Source organism: Rhodococcus sp. BP-160, from assembly GCF_019836205.1.
GTDB lineage: Bacteria > Actinomycetota > Actinomycetes > Mycobacteriales > Mycobacteriaceae > Rhodococcoides.
The window spans coordinates 329,116-354,760 of sequence record NZ_JABUEK010000005.1 but is presented as its reverse complement, the minus strand read 5'-3'; the positions used below and the strand labels follow the sequence as shown (position 1 = coordinate 354,760).

Sequence of the window (25,645 nt, the reverse complement as noted above, 5' to 3'; positions counted from 1 at the left end):
CCGACAGACAGCTCGACACCCGCCCCACCAGAGGAGAGGACCTCCCATGACCACTGCACCCGATCTGATCGCGATCGACGACCTCTTCGGCCCGCCCGCCGCGGTCGGTGCCCGAATCTCTCCGGAAGGCAACAGAATCGCCTTCCTCGCACCGTGGAGGAACAGGCTCAACGTCTGGGTGCAGGACATCGCTCCGGATCTCTCCGCAGTGGGTGATGCACGATGCGTGAGCGCTGACGAGACCCGCAGCGTCATGAACTTCCAGTGGACCGACGACCCCCGGTGGCTGCTGTACCTGCAGGACAGCGGAGGCGACGAGAACCACCACGTGTTCCGTGTCGATCTCGACGATCCCCGCAGTCCCGCCGTCGATCTCACGCCGTTCCCCGGCGCTCGTGCGATCGAACTCCTGCCCGTGCACGGGAGTGCAGGCAGCTACACGGTGATGCTCAACGCGCGGAACCCTGCCGAGTTCGACCTCCACAGGATCGACGTCGCGACGGGTGAGATCACCGTGATCGGACGCAGCGCCGGGACGGACCGGTTGCTGATGCTCGCGGAGGACGACACGCTCGTCGAGCAGGAGATGACCGACGACGGCCACCTGCTCCTGTCCCGGGTCACCCCGTCGGGAACACGGACTCCGATCGCGTCGATCGACGCGACGGACTACCCGATCGGGATCACCCCGACCGAGATGACCCCGGACGGTACAGGCTTGTGGATGGGCTCGACCCGCGGGCGCGATCTGACTCACCTCGTGCGCGTCGACCTCGACACCGGCGAGGAGACCGTCGTCGACTCGCACCCGACGTTGGAACTCGACGCAGCCCGCCGCGCTGTCGAACAGACATCGTCGCCCCTGATCTGCGACGCCGAGACCGGCGACCTGCTCGGGGTGCGATACCTGGGCGAGCGTCAGGAGATACGGGTCCTCGACGAGCGCTTCGGAGAGGTTTTGGCAGCACTCGAACAGCTCTCAGACGGCGATGTCGGCGCACTGTCCTCGGACCGGAGCGGACTGCGCTGGACCGTCAGCTTCGTGCACGATCGGGATCCCGCTGTCACCTTTCTCTACGACCACACCGCGGGTGCGAGCCGCCAATTGTTCCGTCCGTACCCGCATCTCGAGCCGACCGCGATGGCGCCGATGGAACCGGTGACCATCGAGGCGCGCGACGGGCGTGCGTTGCCGTCTTTCCTGACGTTGCCTCTCGGCGTCGACCCGACCGCGCTGCCGCTGGTGCTGTTCGTGCACGGCGGCCCCTGGTATCGCGACTCGTGGGGCTTCGATTCCGTCGTGCAGATGCTCGCCAACCGCGGGTATGCCGTGCTGCAGGTCAACTTCCGCGGTTCCACCGGCTACGGGAAGGCTCACACCAACGCCGCGGTGGGGGAATTCGCGGGCGCGATGCACGACGACCTGGTCGACGCGGTGGAGTGGGCCGTACAGCAGGGGTACGCCGATCGTGAGCGCGTCGCGATCATGGGCGGCTCGTACGGCGGGTACGCCGCGTTGGTCGGCGCGACCTTCACCTCCGACGTGTTCACCGCGGCGGTCGATCTGGTCGGCATCTCGGACCTCGCCAACTTCATGAGGACACAACCGTCCTTTCTCCGGGCCAGCCTGGTCAACAACTGGTACCGGTTCGTCGGCGACCCGAGTGATCCGGAGCAGGAAGCGGACATGCTCGCGCGGTCCCCGATCAGCCGTCTCGACGGGTCCACGGCGCCCCTGCTCATCGCGCAGGGAGCCAACGACCCTCGTGTCACCAGAGCCGAGTCCGACAACGTCGTCGCCACCCTCCGCTCGTGTGGGGTCCACGTCGACTACCTCGTCTTCGACGACGAAGGACACGGGTTCGTCAACCCCGAGAACACCATCGCGTTCTACCGCGAGGTCGAGCGGTTCCTCGCCCAGCACCTTGGTGGGCGCGAGCATTCCGCGAGTCCCTCGTCCGTCCACGCACCGAGCGGGTCGCTGTCGTGAGCCGCAGGACGGCAGGAGTCACCGTGGCAGTCACTGCGCTGGTGCTCGCCGGGTGTGCGCAACCGCGGACCGAGCCGGATCTGAGCAGTGTTCACGACCAGGACGTGGCCTTCGAATCGTGCGACGGGTACGCGGTGACATCGGCCGATGCCACTGCGTTCGCCGCCGACCCGACCTTCGAGTGCGCTCACGTGACCGTGCCGTTGGACTACGACGATCCCGACGGTCGGACGGCGCAGATCGCCCTGCTGAAGGCACCCGCGCGGGGTGAGCGAATCGGGTCACTGCTGCTCAATCCGGGTGGGCCCGGTGGTCCGGGAATGAGCATGGCCGCCGCGGGTGCGACGACCTTGGCGGACAGTCGCGTGACCGAACACTTCGACCTGATCGGCTTCGATCCTCGCGGGGTCGGTGCGTCGACACCGGCGATCGACTGTTTCACCGATGCCGAGAACGACGCCGGCGAGGCGTACACCACGGTGCTGACCGGCTCGAGAACGCTGACGGAGGACGACTCGCGTCGCCTGGTCGAACGCTGCGCCGAGCGCTCGGGCGGCGACGACGTCCTCTCGGCGGTCGGAACTCGAGATGCCGCGCGGGACATGGACATTCTGCGAGAGGTGCTCGGCGACGAGAAACTGAGCTACCTCGGTCAGAGTTACGGAACGAGACTGGGAGCGGTGTACGCCGAGATGTTCCCTCAGAACGTGCGCGCCATGGTCCTGGACGGCGCCATCGACCCCGCTCAGAGCACGGCCGACCGTAGAGTCGACCAGTTCACCGGCTTCCAGCGCTCGTTCGACGAGATGGCCGCGTCCTGTGCGGCGTCTCCGGACTGTCCGCTGGGCCCCGATCCGAGCAGGGCGGTCGAGAGGTTCCAGGACATCGTCAGGCCTCTCGTCGAGAATCCCATCGTCACCGAGAGCGGTCGGCGCCTCGACTTCGACGCTGCATACGGAGCGGTGGTCGCGGGACTCTACGACTCGACGGTGTGGCCTGTCATCATCCGAGGGATAGCCGAGGTCACTGCGGGACAGGGAGACACGTTGCTGAAGATCCTCGACGTGTTCGGCGGCCGCGACGAGGACGGCACCCACCCCAACTTCAGCGAAGCGCTCTACGCCGTCAATTGCATGGACGAGGACCGCAACACACCGGAGGAGGAAGTCGAGCTCAAACGGAGAATTCAGGAGATCGCGCCGTTCACGGACGCGGGACTCGGTCCGGAGGGGGCTCGTGATCCGTGCGAGTTCTGGCCGGCCGAGCCGACACTCGGAATTCCCTACGCACAGGATGTCGAGGGCGTTCCCGACACTCTGACGATCTCGATCACGGGTGATCCGTCCACGCCCTACGAAGGGGGTGTGAACCTCGCGGACACTCTGGGCGGAACGCTGCTCCCCGTGGACGGCGAGCAGCACACCGTCGCGATCTCCGGTGCGAATGCCTGCGTGAACGACATCGTGGCCGACTATCTCGTCGAGCTGGCCACACCCGAGGCAGGGACTCGCTGCACCCTCTGAACGCTCGCTCAGGCGGTGCGCGCGAGGTGAAGTCGCAAGCGCAACACGGCGTCTCGCACGCGAGTCTTGACGGTGGCGTGAGGTACGCCGAGCCGATCGGCTGCTTCGCGGCAGGACAGGCCCTGGAAGTAGACCAGGTCGACTGCGCTCCTCTGCAGACTGGTCAGTTCGATCAGCGCCTTCGTCAGCAGATCGTTGTCGGCGTTCGTCCACACCGCTTCCCAGACGCCGTCGTGAGCGCGGTCGAAATGCGATGCGGTGTACGCCGTGTCCCGCCTCGCCGACGCCGTGTCGGAGCGCGAACGGTCGATCGCTCGTCGGCGCGCGAGAGTCGCCAACCAGGCGTGAGGTGTCCCTCGGTCGGAGTCGAACGTTCCGGCCGAGGTCCACACCTGGAAGTACGTCTCCTGAGCCGTGTCCTCGGCGCGCGCACGGTCTCCGAGAACTCGCAACGCCGCTGCGAACACCACGGGTCGAGTGACCAGCATCAGTTCGACCATCGCGCGGTCGTCCCCGGAGGCGATCAGGCCGAGCAGGACACCGCATCGGTCGCGAAGGTCTCGGTCCAGCGCAGCGGCCTTCGCCTCGGTCGCTGCACGATCGGACCGATCGACATCGAGAAATGGTGGGCGCGCTCGTCGCGGAGATGCGTACTCCGCCGTGGTCATGGGCTGATTCTGCATCATGCGGGCCCCGACGCTCGCATGAACGGACACCGCGTATCTCGCGTCGTGCGCCGTGCGGTCCGTTTCCTGAGCAGCGGGCGACCAGGAGTTCGTGAATCGCGCCAGTCTCGGTGTCAGGAAGTGTTCGAGGGTCGGTAACCCGTGAGAAGCGCCGTGAGATCGGATGTGTCGTTGCTCTCCCGGGTTCCCGTCCGACTCCGACTGATCGGCGTCGGGTGACTCACGGATGGTCGACAGGCCGGGGCAGTGTCCCGTGTCGGATCAACTGGTCGTAGATGCCCTCGAACATCGTCGACATCTCCTGCACCTGAGGGGGAGTGAGGGCATCGAAGAAGACGGACCGCACGAAGTCGATGTGTCGCGGCGAGACATCGGCGAGGGTGTCGTTACCTCTGTCGGACAGTGCAACTCGGGTCACTCGACGGTCGTCGGGGTCGGTCGCCAGGGTCACGAGTCCCCGTGCGCTCAGGCTGCGGAGCTGATGCGAGACCCTGCTGCGCTCGGAGCCGATGCGGGTGGCGAGGTCGGACACCGAGAGCGTGCGCTCGGGATCGCTGACCAGCGCCACCAGTACGTCGTAGTCGGCCAGGGAGATGCCGTGATCGCCGCGCAGGTGGTGATCCATCTCGTAGCGCAGCCGCAGGTGCACCTTCATGTAGGCGTACCAGGCCCGTGTCTCCTCCTCGCCGAGAAAGGCGTAAGGAGACTCGGATGCCACGTCGTACTCGGTCATCGTCCTGTTGTACCCGGCCGACGACGGACGGCCCGCATCGAGGCGGCCACCGACCTCAGGTGAGGATGACGGTGTAGACCTGTGCCAGGAGGCCGTCGCGAACGATGCCGACATCGGCTCCGCGGACGACGGGATCGGAGCCCTCGGGTCCGAGTGCCCACGCCAGGTAGCCGGCGTCCTGCATGAGGTGAACGCTGCCGTCCGCGGTGAACACGAATCCCGGTGCGTCGTCGAGGATCGCCTGCACCTTGGCATCGAGTGCGTCGTGGCCCTGCACCCGAGCCTCGGCATCGGAGAAGACGACGCCCTCCGTGTACGTCCGCGCGATGGCGGCCCGCCTCGCCGCGGGGTCCCGTTCGCCGAAGACCTGCAGGAGGTTGGCGTGCATCAGCTGCTCGATCGACTCTGCCATCGCTGGGCTCCAGTTCCATATGGGTGAAGGTTCACCCAAATTAGGCGCGGCCGGTCTCCACGTCAACCGCGTCGCGAGAGGGTGGCGCCACAATGGAACGGGTCAATGGACCGTCCGTGGGGGATCTGCCATTCATGCCCGAGTCGACCTCCGGTGATGGATCCTGATCGTGGAGATCGAGAGTGTGGTGTGACCTGCCGGGTCACCCTCGCGGTCAGAGCTGAGTCGGGCCATGAACTATGCGGAAATGTCCACCGATCTGTTGCAGGAACGGTACGAGCGGCTGGTGACGGACCGCCGTTCCGCCATTGCCCGCGACGCGCCACCGGACGACGTCGTGTCGGTCTCCAACGAGTGCACCCGGGTGCGCCGAGAGTTGGACCGTCGCGCCCGTCGAGTTCTGTGATCGACGAAACCCGTGGGCTCGATCTTCCGCCCCCTGCGGCGGTGCTGAGAGACGATGGGGGTGTGCTCGACGACGATCGAATTCCCCGTGATCCCCCGACCCCCGACGTCCCGACGCGGTTGCGGCGCGCCGGAGCCGGCGGAGTCGCCACGGTGGAGAAGACCCTCGCCGTGCTCGAGGTGGTGGCCGATCGCGGCGGCGCCACCGCCAAGGAGGTCTCCGAGGTGCTGGGCTTCCCGCTGCCCACGACCTACCGTCTGCTGCAGGTACTCGTCGGTTGCGACTACCTCGTTCATCTCCGAGCGCGACAGCGGTTCGAGCTGGGATACAAGTTGGCTCGTCTCGGTGTCAGCCTGCATCGCCAGGTCGGCGTGCCTGTGCCGGTGCGGCAGCGTATCTCGAAGCTGCACGAGACACTGGGGACGGCAAGCTACTTCGCCGTCTACCGCGGGTCCGACGTTGTGGTGGCGCATGTCGCCGACTGCGCCACCCACCCCCGCATCACGCCGCTGAACTTCGGTTTCCACGAGGCCGGGCACGCGACTGCCTTCGGCAAGATCCTGCTCGCTGCGATGTCCCGCGAGGACGCAGCCGAGTACCTCGACACCCATGGCACCGAACGGCTCACGTCCACGACCATCACCGACCGCGACGAACTGGAACACCACCTCGCCGAGGTGTCCCGTCGTGGGGTGGCATGGGAGCGTGAGGAATTCGTTCCGACGAAAGCGTGCGCTGCAGTGGCTGTCCATGATGCGTCGGGTGCGGTCATGGGAGCCGTGGCCATCAGCACCCCCGATCGGGAAGTGGACCGTCGACGGGCGGCCGAGGTGGAGCACGCGTTGCGGTCCGCGGCGAACGAGATCAGCCGGTGGTTGCGCACCGGCTGACCTCGTCCGCGTCAGGAGAACTGGATGCCACCGTCCACGAGCATCGTCTGACCCGTGACGTAGTCGGAATCCGGAGATGCCATGAAGCTCACGAGCTTCGCCACATCGTCGGGCACCGATACTCGGCCCAGCAGGATCGACTGGGCGTTCTCGGCGAGCGCCTCGCCCTTCTGCTGGCCGTGCTTCGCGGCGAGCTTCTCGTCGATGAGATCCCACATCGCCGTGCCGACGATGCCGGGGCCGTAGGCATTGACGGTGATGCCGTGTTCGGCCCACTCCATGGCCGCGGCCTGGGTGAGACCGCGTACGGCCCACTTCGTCGCTGAGTAGGGGCCGAGAAGTGCGAAGGGTCGGAACGCGACGATCGAGGCCGCGCCGATGATCTTGCCGCCGCCTCCCTGCGCGATGAACTGGTTGGCCGCGGCTCGGTAGGAATTGAAGACGCCTTTGACGTTGACGTCGAAGATCTTGTCGAAGTCGGCGCTGTCGTACTTCAGCAGCTCTTCGACCTGGGCGATTCCGGCATTCGCGACGAAGACGTCGAGGCGCCCGCCTGCGTCTACCGCGGTACGCACCAACGATTCGACCGAGGATTCGTCCACGACGTCGACCGCGGCGCCCGTGGCCACACCGCCGGCACCGACGATCGTCTCGACGGTCTCGTCGACACCGTCCTTCGAACCAGGCAGGTCGGCGACGACGACGTGAAGACCGTCTCGGCCCAGGCGTTCGGCGATACTCTTGCCGATTCCTCGGGCTGCTCCGGTGACGACGGCGACGCGTGGGTTCTGGCTCATGGAGACCTCCGTGACTCGGTGAATGATTCTCATCCAGATCACACCTGCACGGTCTGGGGCGTCCAGGGTCGTTATCGCGGAGTGAGAACGGGGACGTTTAGATGATTCGTCCGCGGGCACGCCGCACTCATGACCGATCCACACGACGAACCCACACTCGACGACGTCCTGGTTCCCACGGAGGACGCGCACCCGGACCGCCGGGCTCACGCCAAGACACCGAGCCATCTCGACGACGACGAGCTCGAGCAGAGAACGCAGCACGAGCGAGACGAAGTGCAGGACTGACGGGGCGCCTCAGCGCCCGAGGAAATGCGGATCGCGCCCGATGAATCCGAGAAGCCTCGTCTGATCGTCGGCGTCGTCGGGTACTGCGACAGCCGGCCCGTACTGGCCGGACGACCGCATGAGCTCCTCGATCGGCCGCATGCCGTCGACCAGTTCGGCGCAGTAGTCGGCGTCGAGTGAGAGATCCTGCCCGCCGGCCGCGGCGAGGTCCCACGAGTGCATGAAGACGTCGGGTACGTAGAACTGGCCGACCGCCGCGGGAAGTGGCATCTCGCCGATCATCGGATGGTGGAACGGGGTCGCGGCGTCCGGCCCGTCCAGCACTCTCTGCACGGCGTCGCTGTGGACACGCCAGGCATCGACCGGGTCCTCGAGTGGTGAGCGCCCACAATCGAGTTCCAGCCCGGTGGCCGTCGCCAGAAACGCCGGGAACCAGTCGACGAGGTGCGCCACCACATCCCGTGCGGTCCAACCGTCCACGGGCGCCGGGGCATCCCAGGCCGACGTGGACTCGACGAGCGTGGTGAAGGTCGCGGCGACGGCGCGGTGACGGTCGGCGGTCTCGCGCGGCAGTGTCATGCGCGCACTGTGCACCGTCGCCGCCCTCACGTCAATCGTTCGCGAGCGAGTCCGAGCCGAGCAGGGTGCCCGTGTCGGCGGGCGCTCGGATCGTTGCGTCACCGGTCTCCCCGCGCACAGGATGCGACCCGAATTCTGTCTGTGCCGCTGCGCTGTTCGACGGTGACGGGTCATTGATATCGAGCCCCGGTGAACTCGAACGGCGGGTGAGTCGACGTCGGCGTGAACAACGTGGATACGACGTGGATCAGGCGACGACGCCGTGCGGTCGTCAGCCGAATTCGGGTGTCGGTCCGAAGTGGGGAAGTCTCGTCGACAGTGGTTGCCGAGCCGTCGACTGTTCCGGGCGACCGTGCGCGATGAGTCCGAGTTCTGCGATGTGAGAGTCGAACGCATCGCGACCGACCCGGGTCAGCTCGACCCACGTCACCAGTCGCGAGTCGCCGCGGGAGAGTGACGTCGTCTTCTTCGTCGACACGTAGCCCGCGTCCGACAGAGCTCGGAGATGTTTGGACAGAGACGCATCACTGATCTCGAGGGTGTCGCGGATGATGGCGAAATCGATCTCGTCGACTCGGCGTAGAAGCCCGCAGATGCGCAGCCGGACCGGTGCGTGGATGACGGCATCGAATCGCGGTTCGGGGCCGCGATCCTCGGTCACGACCGTGGTCCGGAGTGCGCCCGGCCGGACGGGCGTCGGACGTCGTCTGCGTGCAGATGGCGGCGATACTCGCGGTCGAACAGGCGGCCGCCGAACAGCACGAGCACGAAACACAGCGCCTGTGGCACGAGGACCCACCACGCGGACAGAGATGCCACCAGACCGTAGGAGACGCTCAACGATCCGAGCACGGTCACCAGCAGCCCACCGAGAACAGACCACCCGACGGCACCCACGCCTGACGGGCGTACCCCCGTCAGGCGGGGATAGAGCACCGTCGTCACGATCGCGGCCGCGACCAGAACGGACGTCGACACCGAACGCACGTGGCCGTCGGGCAGCGACGGTGTACCGACGTACAGGGCGGTCAGTGCCGCGAAGGTCGGATAGAACCATGTCGGCGCCACGAGACGGTCGGCGAGAACGACTCGGTCGGCATGGATCTCACTCAGCAGGGCGCGAGCATCGCCTGGCGACCGATGGCTTTCCATGACGGAAACACTAACACTTTCCGTGCTGGAAAGTGTTACGTTCGACGGGCCATGCAGTCCACTCGAGGAGGGTCATGAAGAAGCATCCCATCAGCACTCGCGCCGTCGTCGTCACCGGCGCCCTGACGGCAGTCGTCACGGCGGGTGGCACCGTGAACGCCGGTGCGCAACCGATGTACTTCTCACCGGAGCAGCGCATCCACACCCTCGCCGAGGTTCCCCAGTGCCTCGCGGGAACGGTCGATGTCAGAGTGACCAGCGGCTACACCCCTGACGAGATTCACGCTGACTTCACGACCCATCTGTACAGCCCCGCGTGGGTGGGGCTGGCCGACTACGAGTGCTACGTGACCATGTACGCGGACTGGCACAATCACGACACCGGCGCCAGCGGTACCGCCGAACACCGAGTGGCGAGCTGGCGTTTCCAGGGCCCCAACGTGACCAACCCCTATCTCGACATCGACACGGGTGCAGGCCCGGTCACCGTCACGTTCAGGACGAACACCCCGCACACGCCGAGCCCCACTTTCGAGGTGCCGGCCCGATGACGGCGATGCGGACGTTCGTCGCTCCGATCGCTGCACTGTGTGCGTCGGCTCTGGTGGGGTGTTCCGGCGGGGATTCCGCGACGGATGCGCCGGCTGCGGGGACCACGGTGGCCACGTCGACGGTGGAGCCGACCACCACGACACCGGCGGTGGAGTCGGCGACGCCTCCTGCACCCGGTGCACAGGTGTCGGGAGAGTCCACTGCCACCTCGCCGCGGCGAACCCCGGAGGAGGTGTCCGACTTGTTTCCCTGGAATCAGCCGCGTCCGAGCCCCGAGTCGGGAACGGTCGACCCGGCCCTGTTCCAGACCGCCCCTGGCCTGACCAACTTCACGACGCCCAGCGGAAACGTGCAGTGCGGGATCTGGGCCGGTGGCTCACCCGCGGGCCAGGTCGGATGCCAAGCGGTGACGAGTGTGCAGCCGGTCGACGGCCCGATGTGCACGAATGCGCCGAACGACAAGTACGCGGTCCGTGTCGACGATGCCGGCTCACACCATCTGTGCACCACGCAGGGCATCTACACGAGCCCGGCACCTCGAGTACTCGAGTACGGCGAGGTTCTCTCGACGTCCGGAGTGGTGTGCTCGTCCGACGTCGACTTCGGCGTGACCTGCTGGGGCACCGCCGGTGCATTCATGTTCGCTCGCGACTGGAACGAGACCTTCTGACCCTCGTCAGGGAACGAGGTTGCCGATCTTGGCGGAGATGGTCGAGGTGAGAACCTTCGCGACGACGAGAGCCAGGCCGGGAACCGGAGCGTCGAATCCGATGGTGTAGTCGAGAGCGGTGCCGCCGTCGGTCGTCGGGGTCAGGCGCTGGGTGCCCCAGTGTCCGCGCAGCGGTGAGCCCTTGGTGATCTTGTACTCGATGAGGGTGTTCGGTTCGGAGACGATCGTCGTCTCGTGGAAGGCGGGCAGCGGGCCGAGCTTCAGTGCGCGCGTGGAGCCGACACCGTTGCGCGAGCTGTCTCCGTCACGAACACGCGTGATCTTCGCTCCGAACAGGGGGCCGAGGTTCTCGTGCTCCGACAGGGCTGCGAACACGACATCCGGTGCGGACGTGAACGTGTGGGTGACGTGGACGCGCGTGGGTGCTGCCATCAGAGGAACTCCTGTTCGATGCGGGACCCGATCATGTCAGCACCGGTGCCGCTGTTCCGAGCCGGGAGGCGCCGACGGTCTCGTAGGGTGACGCGGTGTCCTCGAACGAGATGCCTGCGGGTCCCTCCTGGCCGACGCTTCCGTCCCACAGGTCGTGGCTCGACGGCGAATCCGCCCGGTTGCTCGACTTCGGCCGCACTCTCGATCACCCGTCGGGAGGCGCGGCGTGGCTCGACGACACGGGCGAGCCGGACCTGACGCGGCCGGTGTTCACCTGGATCACCGCGCGCATGGTGCACGTGCAGTACCTCGGTGCGCTGCTCGGGCATCCGGGCTCTCGCCGCAGAGCCGACCGACTGTTCGACGGACTCCTGACGGTGCTGCGCGACGACCGACACGACGGCTGGGTCGAGTCGACCGACGACGCGACCAAGTCGGCCTACACGCACGCCTTCGTCGTTCTCGCGGCGTCGACGGCCACCGCGGCGGGTCACCCTCACGGACCTGCACTGCTCGCCGAGGCACTCGCCGTCGTCGATGCCCGGTTCTGGGACGACCGCAGTGGCATGTGCGTGGACACCTGGAACGCCGACTGGTCGGAACTGGACGACTATCGCGGGATCAACGCGAACATGCACATGGTGGAGGCGATGCTCGCGGCAGTGGACGCCGGCGCCCCCACGGTGTGGCGCGAGCGGGCCGCTCGCATCTGCGACAGCGTCATCGAGTGGTCCGAGGCCAACGACTGGCGCATCCCCGAACACTTCACCACCGAGTGGGAACCGCTGCTGGAGTACAACTCCGACAGTCCGGCCGATCAGTTCAAGCCCTACGGTGCGACGGTCGGTCACGGTTTCGAGTGGTCGCGCCTGATGCTGCAGGTCTCCCTCGTGGCCACCAGCGCGCGCGGCCACGACCACGTGGACGTCGCTCGATCGCTGTATCGGCGCGCCGCTGCCGACGGATGGCAGGAAGGGTCGACGCCCGGCTTCGTCTACACGACCGACTGGACCGGCCGGCCCGTCGTGACCCAGCGATTGCACTGGGTGCTGTGCGAGGCGATCGCCGCCGCCGCGACCCTGCTGCGGTGGACCGGAGAAGGGCAGTACGAGAACGACTATCGCGCGTGGTGGGATCACGCAGCCGACTGCTACGTCGACCGAGCGCGCGGATCGTGGCACCACGAACTCGACGAGCACAACGCCGTGGCGACGAGTGTGTGGGGCGGGAAGCCCGACATCTACCACGCAGCCCAGGCGGTGTGGATCAGTCGGTACCCCACGGGATCGAGCCTTGCGGCGGTGCTGAGCGGCGGTATGCTCGATCCACGGTGACCCGATGCCCGTCCGCGTCGTCGCACGGTTCCCCTACTGCATCGGGATCGACATGGCATCACGTACCGCCGACGAGGGAATTCGCCGGCACCGTCCCTCTCGACCGCGGCGCGATGGCGCGGCGCTCCGGTACCTCGACGAGTGGCGTGACCACGTCGAGCGCACGGAACGGCGCGTCGCTCGCGGTGGCGCCCACCCCGTGTCACGTGCATGGGAATGGACCGGCCCCACGGGGTGTCCGATGTGTGACGGTGACCTTCCGACCGATGCTCGGGCGCGTCTCGCCGGGCTGCTGCACAACGGCGGGCGGCGCGCTCATCGCCTCGCGGTCGCCGTCGACACCCTCGATACTCGCTTACGCTCGGCGACAGTCGAATCGGAGCGACCGCGATCGATGCCGTGGTGGCAACGACGAGTGCCGTGGATGTGACGCAGTCATCCGGACCGTCCCCAGTGCCCCACCGCCTCGTCGAGGGTGAGAACGTCCGCGTACTTCGCCCGCAGGTCGAGCAGGTTCGACTCGTGCATCCCCGCCTCCCGATCACCACATGCGTCCGCGACCACGAGTGGCCGGAATCCGTGTTGCAGAGCGTCGGTGGCGCTGGCGCGGATGCAGCCACTGGTGGTCAGGCCGCAGATGTAGAGGGTGTCGACACCGCGTGCGGTGAGGGTCGCGGCGAGCGACGTGCCGAAGAAGGCACTCGCGTACTGCTTCGTCACGACGGTCTCGCCCGCTGCGGGCCGCGGGGCCGACGGGAAGTCGCCGAGATCCGAGCCCTCCTCGAACACGCTCAGCGCCGGGATCTTCCTTATGAACAGCCCGCCGTCGGCGCCGCCGGCCTGATAGCTCACGCGAGTGAAGACGACCGGTACCCCGGCGTCGCGGGCTGCCGCGACGAGAGTCGCGGCAGCGGCGACGGCGTCCTCCACGGGAGCGCGCAGGGGCGACCCGTCGACGAGGTACGCCTGCACGACGTCGATCACCAGTAGCGCCGCGCTGCGCCCCGGTCCGAGATCGCCGGCGAAACCCGACTCGCGATACGACCCGAGCGTGTCCGTCACGCGCGCACCGCCTTCCGTACGTTGACGGGCGGACGTGGCGCCGGCAGACCGGTCTCCTCCTCGCACCGTTCGAGGATGACCTCGAGGGACGGACCCTTGTCGAACACCTCGATCTCGCCCCGCTCGGCTGCCATGCTCTCGCGTCGGCCCGCGGATGCGTCGGCATCGATGACACCGTCCGCGTCGCAGACGACGCCGTAGCCGGTCAGAGCGCCGTCGGCGCTGACGAGGCCGCGACGCACCTCGAGCGCCACCAGCTCGGGATCGCGCGTCAGCGGGTCACCCCAGCCGCCGCCACCCCACGTCACGAAGTGCAGCACATCGCCCCGCGACACCTCGACGTCGTGAATCTTGCTGGGGAGGATCTCCGTCTCACCCGACGCGCGGATCAGCCACTTGCGTCCGCGTGCACCGGGTTTGCCGCCGTTCACACCCCACGGATAGGTGAGCCAGCGATCGTCGTGGATCGCGATGGTGCCCGGCTCCTCGAAGTAGTAGGCCACGTCCACGCCGTTGCCGCCGCGATGCAGACCGGCGCCGCCCGTGTCGGTGACCGTCTCCCACCGCTCGATGCGCAGCGGGTAGTACGACTCCAGGTACTCGCAGGGGATGTTGACGAACGACGGCCACAGCGAATGTCCGTCCGGACCGTCACCCATCGGTCGGCCGGGGATGCCGCCGAAACCGATGGAGTACAGCTGGAACCACTCACCGTCCCGCGGTCCGCCGTCGTAGTGGCCCGAGTACATGAAGTGGGGTGACGACGAGAACCCGGCGGCGTTGAGGATGTCGGGATTGTTCTTGCCCAGGAGCCCACCGAAGAGGTCGAACACCCGCCCGATGCCGTGGTTGCGGCCGTTGAGCGCCGCGGGATAGCGCGGTTTCCAGAACGAGTCCTCGGGAATGGTGACGTCGATCAGCGGATAGAAGCCGTCGTTCCAGAGGATCTGCGGATCCGCCACGGTGATGACGTAGATCCCGAAGAACATCCGGACGAGGTTCTCGTTGATGAAGTAGTTGATCGGACCGACCGCCTGCGGCGCCGCCTTGCTGAAGTCGAGGTGGATCTTCTCGCCGTGCCGGGTCAGTGTGATCGCGAGTTCGTAAGGCCCGTAACCACATCCGTCGTCGCAGATGAAGTCGTTGAACTCGATCGTCTCACCGTCGACGAAGAGCATCGCGAGCAGCACCTTCATCGCCTGGTAGTTGCGGTCCAGCAGTGCGTCGAGGGCGGACAGGTAGACGTCGACACCGAATCTGTCGCACAACTCGACGATGCGCCGGGACGCCGTCGAACACGCGGCGACGAGACCGTTGAGATCGGCTCTGTTCCAGTCGGGCTTGCGGACCTGGTTGAGGATGATGTCGAGCGCGGTCTCGTTGAGCTGCCCCTCGCTGTACAGCTTGAAGGGCGGGATGATGACGCCCTCCTCGAAGATGGTGTGCGCGTCGGTGGGCATCGACGACGGGGTCTTTCCGCCGACGTCGGACATGTGGCCGAACATCGACGACCATCCGACGACGCGGCCGCTGTGGAAGATCGGCAGCACGATGAGCCAGTCGTTGGCGTGGCTGATGGCGGCACCGCACGCGTACGGATCGGAGGTGAGGAGGATGTCGCCCTCACCGACGGTCCCGTTGAAATTGTCGAGGAAGTCGGGCACGGACAGACCGAACTGCCCGACGACCATCTTCCCGCTCGGATCGGCGATGAGCGGGAACTCGTCGTGCTGCTCGCGGATACCGGGTGAGAGTGCGGTACGGAAGAGCACCTCGTCCATCTCGTATCGGGCGTTGCGGAGCGCGTTCTCGATGATGTCGAGCGTGATCGGGTCCACGGGAACCGTGGTGAAGGGCGTGGTCGAGGTCTCGATGATCGTGGCCATCAGGTCTCCTGAGATGAGTTCCGGGCGAGAGGGGATCAGCGGGGAGCGATGAGAAGGCTGGCGCTGGAATGGACCGTCGCGGCGTGACCGGAGAGGACCAACGTGGTCGAGTCCATCTCGGTGATCACGGCGGGTCCCTCGACGACGTTGCCTGCCAGCAACTTCGCCCGGTCGTAGATGCCGGCCTTCGCGTACTCGCCGTCCATCCACACGTCGTTCGTGGACACCAGTGCGGCCGACGGATCCGCACCGCCCTCCTCGAGCGGCTGGAACGCCACGTCCGGTCGCGGCCCGCTGACCGTGACGCGCAGGTTGATGACCTCACGTTCGTTCTTCAGCAGGAAGGAGAAGAGACGCTCGTGTTCGGTGTCGAATGCCGTTCCCAGAGTGGACAGCAGATCGCCGGACTCTAGTGCGCTCGCGTCGAGGTCCACGGGGATCTCGAAGCCTTGGCCCTGGTACCGGAGATCCACCTGGTACTTCGCCGTCTGCTGATCCGCGGGCACGCCCTCGGCCGACAGTCGTGCGGCCGCGGACGTCGCGAGTTCCGCCAGGGCGGTGCGCAGCTCGGCGTCGTCGGTGTCGGAGAACGCACGGATCATCGTGCGAGCGCTCTCGTCGCGGACGCAGGTGGTGGCGTCTCCGTAGGCGCAGAGGACGCCGGGCGACGGCGGGACGATGACGGGCCACGCGCCGGTGAGACGCCCGAGTGCGTTGGCGTGCAGCGGACCTGCGCCACCGAACGACACCAGTGCGAAGTCGCGGGGGTCGTAGCCCTGCTGCACGCTCACCAGTCGGAGTGCGCCGAACATGTTCTCGTTGACGATGTCGACGATGCCCGACGCCGCTTCCTCGGGACTGCCGAGCCCGATGGCGTCGGCGATGGTCGCCACTGCCGTCCTGCTCGCGTCGACGTCGAGGCTCACCTCACCGCCCGCGAGGGCGGCAGGCAGGTACCCCAGCACGACGTTGGCGTCGGTCACCGTCGGCTCCGTGCCGCCGTTGCCGTAGGCCGCGGGCCCGGGGTCGGCTCCCGCGGACTGCGGACCCACCCGCAGCGCCTTCGTGAGCTCGGGGACATGGGCGATCGACCCGCCGCCGGCACCGACCGTCCGGACGTCCACACTGGTGGCGCGCACAGCGAGGTCGCCGACCTTGGTCTCACGACCGATCCGCGGCTCACCGCCGAGGACCAGTGCGACGTCCGTCGACGTGCCGCCCATGTCGAAGGTCAGGAAGTCGGAGTAGCCGGCCTGCTCGGCGAACCACACCGCGCCGGTGACGCCGCCCGCAGGGCCCGACAGCAGCAGGGACACCGGTGACTCGGCCGCCTTGGCCGACTGCACCAGGCCACCGTCACTGCGCAGGATCGACAGCGGCGCCGTGATGCCCTTCTCCTGCAGCGACCGGTCGAGGTTCCGCACGTAGCGGGAGACCTCCGGCTGCACGTAGCTGTTGGCCACCGTCGTCAGAGTGCGCTCGTATTCGCGCATCTCGGGAAGCACCTGGCTCGAGATGGAGACCGGAATGCCGGGCAGTTCGCTCTCCGCCCAGGCCGCGACCTGCTTCTCGTGCGCGTCGTTCGCATACGAGTTGATCAACGAGATGGTCAGCGCCTCGATGCCCGCACCGGCCAGTCGACGCAGTTGCGCGCGGGCCTGCTCCTCGTCGAGAGGAGTGATCTCCGACCCGTCGGCAGCCAGTCGCCCGACCACCTCGACGGTGTTCTCGAGCGCCGCGAGCGGTTCCGGCTTGGGCCAGATGATCCACCCCGCGAGCCCGCCCGGGACGAAGGAGCGCGCGATCTGCAGCACCTGGCGAAACCCGTCCGTGGTGACGAGCCCGACGCGCGCACCACGTCCCTGCAGGATGGCGTTGGTCGCGACCGTGGTGCCGTGCAGAACCTGCCCGATCTCCGACGGCTCGATCTCGGCCTCCGCGCAGACCTTCGCGATGCCGTTGAGCACACCGATCGACTGGTCCGCAGGGGTGGACGGTGTCTTGGCTCTGAAGGTGGTGCCGGTCGTCTCCTCGAGAAGCAAGACGTCGGTGAAGGTGCCGCCGACGTCGACGCCGAGTCGATAACGCATGGTGTTCTCCCGTGCTGTGAGGGTGAGAGGAGCGAAGGTCAGATGATGCCGCGCTCCGCGAGCGCCGCCCGGTCGGATTCCGTGACTCCGAGGAGTCGTCCGTAGATGTCGGAGTTGTGTTCTCCCAGTTCGGGTCCGGCGTGCCGGACCGAGCCGGGACTGTCGCTGAGCTTCGGTGCGACGTTCGCCATGGGGATCTCACCGAAGTCCGGGTGCGCCAGACGCACGATGGCCTCGCGCGCTGCGAAGTGCGGATCGTCGAACATGTCCCGCGCCGTGTAGATGCGGCCGGCGGGAACGCCCGCCTCGTGCAGGAGGTCGAGCACGGTGTCGGTGTCGAGGGCGGACGTCCAGGCCCCGACGATGTCGTCGAGCTCGGTCATGTTCTTCCCGCGCGCCTCGTGGTCGCGGTAGCGGGCGTCCTCGATCAGGTCGGTCCGGTCCATCGCGGTGACCAGTCGGCCGAACACCGAATCCTGGTTGGCCGCGACGAGAATCATCTCGCCGCCCAGGGTGGGATAGACGTTGCTGGGCGCGATGTTCGGCAGCACGGAGCCGGTCCGCTCACGCTGATACCCGCCGATCTCCCACTCGGGCAGCAGGGATTCCATCATGGCGAGCACCGCTTCGTAGATGGCCGAGTCGACGAGCTGCCCCCGTCCGGTGTTCTCCCGGTGATGCAGCGCGGTGAGGACGCCGATCGTGGCGAACACGGCTGCCAGTGAATCACCGAGGGAGATACCGGTACGAGAGGGCGGCATCTCGGGATTGCCGGTGACGTAACGGATTCCGCCCATGGCCTCGCCGATGGACCCGAAGCCCGCCCGCGGTGCGTAGGGGCCGTTCTGGCCGTACCCGGTGACCCTGGCCATGATGAGGCGCGGATTGATCTCCCGCAGTGCGTCGAACCCGAGGCCCCAACGCTCCATCGTGCCGGGGCGGAAGTTCTCCACCACGATGTCGGCGTCCGCGATGATCCGGCGGGCGAGGTCCTGACCCTCGGCGCTGCGCAGGTTGCAGGTCACGGACTTCTTGCCGCGCGCGACGACGGGCCACCACAGGGACTTGCCGTGCGGCTTCTCCCGACCCCACTGGCGCATCGGATCGCCGGTGCCGGGCGGCTCGAGTTTGATCACCTCGGCGCCGAAGTCGGCCAGCAACTGTCCGCAGAAGGGGCCGGCGAGAAGCTGGCCCATCTCCACGACACGCAGATCGGACAGTGGGCCGGTGGGGGCCTCGCTCATGAGGACTCCTTCGTCTCGTCGGTCGTGAGGGCCTGGAGCAGAACATGTTTGGCAGCGCGGACGTGGGCGCGCATCACCGAGTCCGCCCACGTCTCGTCGCCGGCGCGCAGAGCCGCGACCAGGTCGCGATGGTGGGCGTGACTGCGTGCGAGATCGACGGGGGCATAGCGATGGAAGGTGCGCATCACCAACGGCAGCTGGATCACCGCTCCGAGCATCGAGATGAGGCGGGTGCTGGCCGCGGCGGTGCGCACGATGGCGTGGAACTCGTCGTTGAGCTGCGCCATCAGGTCCAGGCGTTGATCCGCTCCGTCCCCGGCCGCGGTTTCCATGAGGTCGCACAGCTCGGCGAGTCGGTCGATGTCCTTCTCGCCGATACGTGAGGCCGCCCGTGCCGCGGCCATGGCCTCGAGCGTCATCCTCAGGTCGTAGATCTCCTCGAGGTCGTCCGCCGTCCACTGGTACACCCGAGCCCCGCGATGCGGCAGAACCTCGACGAGTCCCTCCATCTCGAGCTGTCGCAGCGCCTCACGCACCGGTGTCCGGCTGGTCTCGGTGAGTTCGGCGATCTCGACCTCTCCGAGACGTGCACCGGGCGCATACGTCCCGGACACGATGCTGTCGCGGATGTGCGCGTAGACGCGGTCGACGGCTCTCGCCATGGATGCGACTCCCTGTGGTCGGTGGTGAATTGTTCACAATGTAGGCCCATGACGATGGCGTGTCCCGGTAATCGTCGTTAAATTCTCGTTTCCGATCGGCTATTGCATACAACGGCGTGTCGGCGCAGGATGGGCCCATGACTGCGGTGCAACTTGTCGAGGTGGGTCCCCGTGACGGACTGCAGAACGAGGACGCTGTCCTCTCCGTCGACGACAAGATCGAACTGATCACGCGCAGCGTCGCCTCGGGTGCCACGCGCATCGAGGCGGTGAGCTTCGTGAACCCGAAGCGGGTGCCGCAGATGGCCGGCGCCGAGGAGGTCATGGCAGGCGTCCCGCGTGACGGCTCCGTCTCGTACATCGGGTTGGTGCTCAATCGACGTGGACTCGACCGCGCTCTGGCGTCCGGCGTCGACGAGGTCAACGTCGTGGTCGTCGCGACGGAGGAGTTCAGCAAGCGCAACCAGGGGTGCTCCGTCGACGAGGCGGTGGCGGCGGCGCACGACATCATCACGGATGCGCGTACTGCGGGCGTGCCGGGCACGGTCACCATCGCCGCATCGTTCGGGTGCCCGTTCAGCGGTGAGGTGGATCCGGCGCGAGTCGGGGAACTCGTCGCGCGGATCGCCGAATGCGCACCGGCCGAGATCGCCCTCGCCGACACCATCGGCGTGGGAGTGCCGGCGCAGGTTCGTCGCCTGGCGGAGCTCGCCACCCGTAACGCTCCGAACATCCCGCAGCGCTGGCACTTCCACAACACACGCAACACCGGTTACGCCAACGCGCTGACCGCACTGGAGACGGGGGCGCAGGCCCTCGACGCCAGCATCGGCGGCTTCGGTGGGTGCCCGTTCGCACCCGCCGCCACCGGGAACATCGCGTCCGAGGACCTGATCTACGCGCTCGACCGCTCCGGCGTCGAGACGGGAGTGAGCATGGACGTGCTGGTCGACGCCGCGACCTGGCTCGGCTCGGCGCTGGGCAAGGACGTGCCGGGGTTCCTCGGGCGTGCGGGTGGCTTTCCTCCGCGGTGACTTGCGGGAAAGACGGCCGTGACTCGTGTTCCCGCGGGCGTTTCGTGTTCCCGCGGTAGATGCAATGCCTACGGGAACACGGAAGGCCAGCGGGAAGGCCGGAGGCCGGCCGTTTCTCAGCGGGAAGGCCGGAGGCCGGCCGTTTCCCAGCGGGAAGGCCGGAGGCCGGCCGTTTCTCAGCGGGAAGGCCGAAGGCTCAGACGACCCGGAACCGTTCGAGGACCACGAGAGTCGAGTCGTCGATGGTGAGGCCGGCCAGCGTGTCCGCCATCTCGTCGGATCGCCAGAAGCGTTCGTGCCCGGCACGCCATGCGGCGATGTCGGCGTGACCCTCACCCTCCGCGACGGCATGCGCATCGTCGACGTCGCCGAGAGCGCTGACGCGTACATCGGTGATCTCGATGACGCAGGCAGTGGCGCCGCCGGAGTCGATCACCCTGTGACGCTCGCCCACTCGGGGCAGCGGCTCGTTCTCGTACTCCACCCGCAGTGAGGTGGTCGCCGTCTTGCGGCCTGCGCCTATCGCCGACACGAGGGCATCGCGTAGCGGCCCGGGGAAGGCGAACTCGGCCACGGGGAGAGAGTCGATGTCGGCCATTCCTCGAGTATGGCGCACGCGGGTCGGGGTTCCCGCGGACGTTCCCGGTTGCTGCGGACGCTGCAACACCTACGAGAACCTGTGCGGTCAGCGGGAAGGCCGGAGGCCGGTCGAGGTCAGCGGGAAGGCCGGAGGCCGGTCGAGGTCAGCGGCTCAGCGAGTACACGAGCGTGTCCGTCCACTCACCCTTGCACCAGCAGTCCTGCAGGCGCAGTTCCTCGTCGCGTAATCCCACGCGCTGGGCCAGACGTGCGGAGGCTGCGTTGCGCGCGTCCATCTCCGCGGTGACGCGCCGGACCCGGTCCAGAGCGAGTACCTCGTCGAGCACTGCCTGCACCGCTTCGGTGGCGTAGCCGTGGCCTGAAACGTCGCGCGCGAAGGTCCACCCGAGTTCGACGGTGTCCTCGGCGACGAACCACGCGGAGACGGTGCCGATCACCCGGCCGTTCAGCTCGACCAGAGCATTCAATGCCCCCGTGTCGAGACTCGTTCGCTCGCACCGTCTCTGCACTGCGATCCGTGCGTCCTCCGCCGTCCACGGCTCGTGCATGAGGTACCGGCAGACCTCGGGATCGGTGTAGAAGTCGAGCCGGTGCTCGTCGTCGGGGGAAAAGGTGCGCAGAGTGAGCCGGGCGGTGACGGCGACGACGGTCACGAGGGCGGCCTCGTCACCGCTGCCAGGACGAGGAGAAGAGCCGCCGCGGCGCCACCGACCAGGAATCCTGTACCGGGAGAACGGGAGTCGACCACCACGCCGACGCCCGCGGAGGCGAGAGCAGCGCCCGCGTTGACCGCGGTGTTGATCCAGCTCGACGCCTCGGTGCGCACGTCGGCGGTGGTGAGGTGATCGGACAGCAGGTACCCCGTCACCAGGGCGGGGGCGATGCAGAAGCCCAGTAGGAACAGTCCGACGTGCAGCGGCACCGTGGTCGAGACCAGCGACAGCACGGTGGTGAGGACGGCCATCGTCAGGACCGTCGTCAGAAGTCGACCGGTCAGCGAGCCGGCCCAGCTCCGGCGCCCGTACAGCAGTCCACCGCAGACACTTCCGGCTCCGAGCGCCGCGAGAAGCGTTCCGGCCGAACCGATGGCTCCCTGCTTCGCGGCGAAGGCTGTGGCGGCGATCTCCACGGTTCCCAGGACGGCCCCGACCCCTGCCATCGCTGTCAGGACACCGACGAAGCCGGGCCGGCCGAGTGGGCGCGACGAGCGAGTGGTCCCTGCCGTGCGCGGGCCGTGTCCGCGCGAGTGCCGGCTGGTGGTCATGCCGACCGTGCCGACGACGGCGACGCATCCCGTGGCGGCGAGTGCGATCGACGGGGACAGGGCGGTGACGAGGGTGGCGCCGAGGAGGGGACCGATGGTGAACATCGACTCCTCGCTCACGGCATCGAGACTGTAGGCGCGGGTGCGGGTCGGCCCCGGCTGCGTCAGCGAGCTCCAGACGACACGCATCGAGGCACCGAGTGGGGGAGGGAAGAATCCGGTGACCAGACTGCCGAGCACCAGGGACCAGGCCGGGGCATCGATGTACGTCAGAACGGCCAGAGTGCCCAGGGCCGTGGCGAATCCGACGGCCATCGAGACGAGGGCTCGCCGCTGACCGATGCGGTCGACGAGACGTGCCCGATACGGTGACGCCACCACATTGGCGACACCGAACGCACCCGTCGCGGAACCCGCGACCGCGAACGATCCGGTGGCACGCTGCACCGCCAACAGGATGACCAGTCCGACCATCGCGAAGGCCAGGCGGCCGAGCAGTGCGGGGAGGAAAGCGCGTGCGGCACCGGGTAATCGGACGATGCCGAGATAGCCGAGCGGATCCGCGGCGCGGTCGTCAGTGGGAGGAGGGTACGCCACCGGTCACCATGTCGAAGACGGCGTCGAGTTGAGCCCGGCCCTCGTCGACGTCGGGGTGGCGCTCGGCGATCTGGTTCAGCAGGGCGCGCTGGAAGATGCCGTCGATGGTGATGTAGGCGGTGGCCGGCGTGAGAACAGGCGCCGCTCCGACGAGTTCGCAGTACCGGGCGACGACGCGCCAGATCATCTCCTCGCGCCGGGACTCGATCTCGAGGACGTCGGCGCGGAAGGAGGAATCGAACAGGCTCTGATTGCGCAGGTCGTACCAGAGGCGGTGGATCGCCGCGTCGGCGAGCAGAGTGCCGAAGAAGGTCTCGGTGAACGAGCGTCGCAGCTGCTCCGCGGACTCGGCCCCGGCGACGACGTCGTCGTACCGCGTCACACAGATCTCCTCGTACTGCCGCACGGCATGCGCGATGAGATCGAGCTTGTTGGAGAAGTAGTAGTGCAGGACGCCGTGCGAGTACTCGGAGTTCTGAGCGATCTCGCGAAGGCTGGTGCGGGCGTAACCGAGTTCCGCCAACGTCGCGAGAGTCGCCAGTGCGAGCTCGCTGCGACGCGCCTCGAACTTGTCTCGAGAGCGCTCCTCGACGCGAAGTCGGGGGTCGGTGGTCTGGGTCACCCGGAAAGCATACCGCCGCATCGACGAACTCTTGACAGTCGTCAAGATTTTTCTTGACGACTGTCAAGACTTGTCCCTAGTGTTGCCTGCATCACATCGAACAGCGGATGTGATCCAACGCGAAGAACGCTTCGAACAAGGAGAGCGGACATGACGAGTTACGACCTGACCGGACGAACGGCACTGGTCACAGGCGGTGCGCAGGGTCTCGGCGCGGGAATGGCGCAGGCTCTCGCGGCGGCAGGAGCGTCCGTCGCCATCGCCGACATCAATGCCGCGGGTGGTCAGGAGACGGTCGAGGCGCTGCGGGCCACAGGAGCGAAAGCGGAGTTCGTCCAGCTCGACGTCACGGACGACGCGGCCTGGGAGGCGGCGGTCGAGTCGACCATCGGCGCACTGGGCGGCCTCGACATCGTCGTCAACAACGCGGGTATCGAGGTCACCAGTCTCATCGCCGATCTCGACGCCGAGGCGGCGTCCGCGATGCTGCAGGTCAATGTCATCGGCACCGCACTCGGGGTCAAGCATGCATTCCGCGCGATGCGGCCCGGCGGAAAGGCAGGCAAGGGCGGCTCGGTGGTCAACATCGCGTCGGTTGCCGCCACGATCGCGTTCCCGGGCATCAGCCTCTACTCGGCGACCAAATCCGGTATCGACCGGCTGACCCGCGTGGCCGCGGCCGAGTCGGGGAAGCTCGGCTACGGCGTGCGCGTCAACTGCATCTATCCGGCACTGACCCCGACCGCGATGGGCAACAAGCTCGCGGTCGACACCGCGGAACTCGGCCTGTTCCCGTCGGTCGAGGCGGCAGTGCAGACCGTCGTGGAACTGACGCCCCTCGGTCGACTCGGCCAGGTCGACGACATGGCGGACGCCGTGGTGTTCCTGTCGTCCGACGCCGCGAAGTTCATCACCGGCGCGGGGCTCCCCGTCGACGGCGGCATGGGCATGTGACCTGCCGCCCCACCAGTACGGCTCTCGACCACCCCACTTCGAACCAGGAGATCAACCATGCCCACTGACAAGCGCGTCGTCGTCTACGGAGCGTCCGGCTACACGGGTCGCCTCATCTGTGAGTATCTGCGCGAGTACAACATTCCCTTCCTGGCCGCCGGCCGCGATCACGCCCGCCTGAAGGATGCCGTGAGTGCCGTGCCGGGTATCGACACCGTCGAGCACGAGATCGTCGAGGTCGAGCACACCGTGGAGGCGCTGACCGAGGCCTTCCGCGGCGCGACCGTGGTCCTCAACACCGTGGGACCGTTCGCCCGCTACGGCCACGAGGTGACGCAGGCCTGCCTGGCCATCGGTGCGCACTACACCGACACCAACGGCGAGCAGAACTGGATGATCGACGCCGAGGCGCAGTACAGCGCCGACTTCGCCTCGCAGGGACTGGTTCTCACGCCGGGCCTCGCGCAGATGTACTCCATCGGTGAGATCGCCGCGAACATCTGCCTGGAGAACCCGGGTCTGAACAGCCTCGACATCCAGGTGTTCTGGAAGGGGCACCCCACCGTCGCCTCGACCAACACCATCCTCACCAACGCCGCGTTCTCCAAGGCGTACTACCTGGAGGAGAACGAGTACGTCGAGTGGCCCGCCGACGCCGGGCTCTACACCGTGAGCGTTCCCGGTCAGCACGATCTCGGCCTGGCGTTGCCGTGGGGCGGCACGTCGCATCCGGTCTGGTTCAAGAACGACCCGCGGGTCACCACCGCGAAGGCTCTCGGCGGTGTCTTCAATCCGCCTCTGATGAAGGCGGTTCCGCTGTTGGTGGCCGCCGCCCTCGAACAGATGGAGGGCAAGTCTGACGAGGAGAAGTACCGCATCATCGACGAGCAGTCGTCCGCGATCCGCAGCGAGATGCCGCCCCGAGAGAATCCGCGCCTGAACACCTCGCTGGACTCGGTGTACGCATCGGGTCCGCTGGGCCGCGCACACTGCGTCATCCACGGCAACTGCAACTACAAGCAGACCGCGCTGCTCAACGCACACGGGGCTGCCGCACTCCTGCAGGGAGCTCCGCGCAAGGTCGGATTCGCCTCCAGCTGTGAGGCGTTCGGTCATCGCGAGTTGCTCGGCACGCTGCGGGCGTTCGGTCTGGTCCTGGACCCGATCGTCTCCGTGCACCGCTGAG

General features: G+C 67.4%; 29 protein-coding genes. 11 read left to right on the top strand and 18 right to left on the bottom strand.

Annotated features, from left to right (window positions below):
* Window positions 1–46 precede the first annotated feature (46 nt).
* The gene (locus HQ306_RS19770) at window positions 47–1,990 is read left to right on the top strand and encodes a S9 family peptidase (protein WP_222633212.1); all 1,944 of its coding nucleotides are present in this window, start codon (window positions 47–49) and stop codon (window positions 1,988–1,990) included.
* A 23-nt stretch (window positions 1,991–2,013) separates the two neighbouring features.
* Window positions 2,014–3,513, top strand: a complete 1,500-nt coding sequence (locus HQ306_RS19765) for an alpha/beta fold hydrolase (protein ID WP_307096560.1) — start codon at window positions 2,014–2,016, stop codon at window positions 3,511–3,513.
* Between the two features lie 8 nt (window positions 3,514–3,521).
* Here the strand turns inward: HQ306_RS19765 and HQ306_RS19760 are convergent, their stop codons facing one another.
* The 3 genes from HQ306_RS19760 to HQ306_RS19750 form a co-directional block, all read right to left on the bottom strand.
* The gene (locus HQ306_RS19760) at window positions 3,522–4,181 is read right to left on the bottom strand and encodes a sigma-70 family RNA polymerase sigma factor (protein ID WP_222633210.1); all 660 of its coding nucleotides are present in this window, start codon (window positions 4,179–4,181) and stop codon (window positions 3,522–3,524) included.
* A gap of 238 nt (window positions 4,182–4,419) precedes the next feature.
* On the bottom strand, window positions 4,420–4,932 hold the full coding sequence (locus HQ306_RS19755) for a MarR family winged helix-turn-helix transcriptional regulator (protein WP_222633209.1): 513 nt from the start codon (window positions 4,930–4,932) through the stop codon (window positions 4,420–4,422).
* 55 nt (window positions 4,933–4,987) lie between these two features.
* Window positions 4,988–5,344 (bottom strand): nuclear transport factor 2 family protein, encoded by a 357-nt coding sequence (locus HQ306_RS19750; RefSeq protein WP_222633208.1) that lies wholly within the window; start codon window positions 5,342–5,344, stop codon window positions 4,988–4,990.
* Window positions 5,345–5,591: 247 nt separating this feature from the next.
* On the opposite strand from HQ306_RS19750, the gene HQ306_RS19745 reads away from it, so the two are divergent.
* Both HQ306_RS19745 and HQ306_RS19740 read left to right on the top strand, forming a co-directional pair.
* The gene (locus HQ306_RS19745; RefSeq protein ID WP_197027825.1) at window positions 5,592–5,750 is read left to right on the top strand and encodes a hypothetical protein; all 159 of its coding nucleotides are present in this window, start codon (window positions 5,592–5,594) and stop codon (window positions 5,748–5,750) included.
* A 62-nt stretch (window positions 5,751–5,812) separates the two neighbouring features.
* Window positions 5,813–6,640, top strand: coding sequence for an IclR family transcriptional regulator (locus tag HQ306_RS19740; protein WP_197027824.1), 828 nt, complete (start codon window positions 5,813–5,815; stop codon window positions 6,638–6,640).
* An 11-nt stretch (window positions 6,641–6,651) separates the two neighbouring features.
* Here HQ306_RS19740 and HQ306_RS19735 read toward each other — a convergent pair whose 3' ends face one another.
* The gene (locus tag HQ306_RS19735; protein WP_027506520.1) at window positions 6,652–7,437 is read right to left on the bottom strand and encodes an SDR family oxidoreductase; all 786 of its coding nucleotides are present in this window, start codon (window positions 7,435–7,437) and stop codon (window positions 6,652–6,654) included.
* Between the two features lie 129 nt (window positions 7,438–7,566).
* On the opposite strand from HQ306_RS19735, the gene HQ306_RS19730 reads away from it, so the two are divergent.
* Window positions 7,567–7,725, top strand: a complete 159-nt coding sequence (locus tag HQ306_RS19730; RefSeq protein ID WP_200933861.1) for a hypothetical protein — start codon at window positions 7,567–7,569, stop codon at window positions 7,723–7,725.
* A 9-nt stretch (window positions 7,726–7,734) separates the two neighbouring features.
* Here HQ306_RS19730 and HQ306_RS19725 read toward each other — a convergent pair whose 3' ends face one another.
* From HQ306_RS19725 to HQ306_RS22375, 3 genes are all read right to left on the bottom strand, one after another.
* Entirely contained in the window at window positions 7,735–8,304 is a 570-nt protein-coding gene (locus HQ306_RS19725) for a maleylpyruvate isomerase N-terminal domain-containing protein (RefSeq protein ID WP_222633207.1), read from the bottom strand.
* A 271-nt stretch (window positions 8,305–8,575) separates the two neighbouring features.
* A complete protein-coding gene (locus HQ306_RS22380; protein ID WP_307096551.1) occupies window positions 8,576–8,965 on the bottom strand; it encodes a transcriptional regulator in 390 nt (129 codons plus the stop codon).
* Window positions 8,962–9,456: a hypothetical protein gene (locus tag HQ306_RS22375; protein ID WP_261770087.1), complete on the bottom strand. Its 495-nt coding sequence runs from the start codon at window positions 9,454–9,456 to the stop codon at window positions 8,962–8,964. The genes HQ306_RS22380 and HQ306_RS22375 overlap by 4 nt, the downstream gene beginning before the upstream one ends.
* A gap of 74 nt (window positions 9,457–9,530) precedes the next feature.
* Here HQ306_RS22375 and HQ306_RS19715 point away from each other — a divergent pair, with 74 nt between their 5' ends.
* Together HQ306_RS19715 and HQ306_RS19710 are read left to right on the top strand one after the other, a co-directional pair.
* On the top strand, window positions 9,531–10,007 hold the full coding sequence (locus tag HQ306_RS19715; protein WP_222633205.1) for a hypothetical protein: 477 nt from the start codon (window positions 9,531–9,533) through the stop codon (window positions 10,005–10,007).
* Window positions 10,004–10,678, top strand: coding sequence for a hypothetical protein (locus tag HQ306_RS19710; RefSeq protein ID WP_222633204.1), 675 nt, complete (start codon window positions 10,004–10,006; stop codon window positions 10,676–10,678). Before HQ306_RS19715 ends, HQ306_RS19710 begins: the two co-directional genes overlap by 4 nt.
* Before the next feature lie 6 nt (window positions 10,679–10,684).
* Here the strand turns inward: HQ306_RS19710 and HQ306_RS19705 are convergent, their stop codons facing one another.
* Window positions 10,685–11,110: an SRPBCC family protein gene (locus tag HQ306_RS19705; protein WP_037186314.1), complete on the bottom strand. Its 426-nt coding sequence runs from the start codon at window positions 11,108–11,110 to the stop codon at window positions 10,685–10,687.
* Between the two features lie 95 nt (window positions 11,111–11,205).
* Here HQ306_RS19705 and HQ306_RS19700 point away from each other — a divergent pair, with 95 nt between their 5' ends.
* Complete coding sequence (locus tag HQ306_RS19700) at window positions 11,206–12,444, top strand: AGE family epimerase/isomerase (RefSeq protein WP_222633203.1); 1,239 nt, start codon at window positions 11,206–11,208, stop codon at window positions 12,442–12,444.
* Between the two features lie 58 nt (window positions 12,445–12,502).
* Here the strand turns inward: HQ306_RS19700 and HQ306_RS19695 are convergent, their stop codons facing one another.
* From HQ306_RS19695 to HQ306_RS19670, 6 genes are all read right to left on the bottom strand, one after another.
* Window positions 12,503–12,640 carry a hypothetical protein gene (locus tag HQ306_RS19695; RefSeq protein ID WP_197027823.1) on the bottom strand — a complete coding sequence of 46 codons (138 nt, stop codon included), beginning with the start codon at window positions 12,638–12,640 and terminating at the stop codon, window positions 12,503–12,505.
* Between the two features lie 239 nt (window positions 12,641–12,879).
* Complete coding sequence (locus HQ306_RS19690) at window positions 12,880–13,506, bottom strand: isochorismatase family protein (protein WP_222633202.1); 627 nt, start codon at window positions 13,504–13,506, stop codon at window positions 12,880–12,882.
* Complete coding sequence (locus HQ306_RS19685; RefSeq protein ID WP_037186312.1) at window positions 13,503–15,392, bottom strand: hydantoinase B/oxoprolinase family protein; 1,890 nt, start codon at window positions 15,390–15,392, stop codon at window positions 13,503–13,505. Before HQ306_RS19685 ends, HQ306_RS19690 begins: the two co-directional genes overlap by 4 nt.
* A gap of 35 nt (window positions 15,393–15,427) precedes the next feature.
* Window positions 15,428–17,482: a hydantoinase/oxoprolinase family protein gene (locus HQ306_RS19680; RefSeq protein WP_222633201.1), complete on the bottom strand. Its 2,055-nt coding sequence runs from the start codon at window positions 17,480–17,482 to the stop codon at window positions 15,428–15,430.
* Window positions 17,483–17,520: 38 nt separating this feature from the next.
* Window positions 17,521–18,726: a CaiB/BaiF CoA-transferase family protein gene (locus tag HQ306_RS19675; protein ID WP_056443476.1), complete on the bottom strand. Its 1,206-nt coding sequence runs from the start codon at window positions 18,724–18,726 to the stop codon at window positions 17,521–17,523.
* On the bottom strand, window positions 18,723–19,388 hold the full coding sequence (locus HQ306_RS19670; protein WP_222633200.1) for a GntR family transcriptional regulator: 666 nt from the start codon (window positions 19,386–19,388) through the stop codon (window positions 18,723–18,725). The genes HQ306_RS19675 and HQ306_RS19670 overlap by 4 nt, the downstream gene beginning before the upstream one ends.
* A gap of 137 nt (window positions 19,389–19,525) precedes the next feature.
* On the opposite strand from HQ306_RS19670, the gene HQ306_RS19665 reads away from it, so the two are divergent.
* Entirely contained in the window at window positions 19,526–20,422 is an 897-nt protein-coding gene (locus HQ306_RS19665; protein ID WP_027506511.1) for a hydroxymethylglutaryl-CoA lyase, read from the top strand.
* 196 nt (window positions 20,423–20,618) lie between these two features.
* Here HQ306_RS19665 and HQ306_RS19660 read toward each other — a convergent pair whose 3' ends face one another.
* The 4 genes from HQ306_RS19660 to HQ306_RS19645 form a co-directional block, all read right to left on the bottom strand.
* The gene (locus HQ306_RS19660; RefSeq protein WP_222633199.1) at window positions 20,619–21,020 is read right to left on the bottom strand and encodes an ASCH domain-containing protein; all 402 of its coding nucleotides are present in this window, start codon (window positions 21,018–21,020) and stop codon (window positions 20,619–20,621) included.
* A gap of 145 nt (window positions 21,021–21,165) precedes the next feature.
* Window positions 21,166–21,675 carry a GNAT family N-acetyltransferase gene (locus HQ306_RS19655; protein ID WP_222633198.1) on the bottom strand — a complete coding sequence of 170 codons (510 nt, stop codon included), beginning with the start codon at window positions 21,673–21,675 and terminating at the stop codon, window positions 21,166–21,168.
* Entirely contained in the window at window positions 21,672–22,883 is a 1,212-nt protein-coding gene (locus HQ306_RS19650) for an MFS transporter (protein WP_222633197.1), read from the bottom strand. Before HQ306_RS19650 ends, HQ306_RS19655 begins: the two co-directional genes overlap by 4 nt.
* Complete coding sequence (locus HQ306_RS19645; RefSeq protein WP_027506507.1) at window positions 22,861–23,505, bottom strand: TetR/AcrR family transcriptional regulator; 645 nt, start codon at window positions 23,503–23,505, stop codon at window positions 22,861–22,863. The genes HQ306_RS19650 and HQ306_RS19645 overlap by 23 nt, the downstream gene beginning before the upstream one ends.
* Window positions 23,506–23,655: 150 nt before the next feature.
* On the opposite strand from HQ306_RS19645, the gene HQ306_RS19640 reads away from it, so the two are divergent.
* Complete coding sequence (locus HQ306_RS19640) at window positions 23,656–24,459, top strand: SDR family NAD(P)-dependent oxidoreductase (protein WP_042574244.1); 804 nt, start codon at window positions 23,656–23,658, stop codon at window positions 24,457–24,459.
* A 57-nt stretch (window positions 24,460–24,516) separates the two neighbouring features.
* The gene (locus tag HQ306_RS19635; protein WP_222633196.1) at window positions 24,517–25,644 is read left to right on the top strand and encodes a DUF5938 domain-containing protein; all 1,128 of its coding nucleotides are present in this window, start codon (window positions 24,517–24,519) and stop codon (window positions 25,642–25,644) included.
* Window position 25,645: the final 1 nt, after the last annotated feature.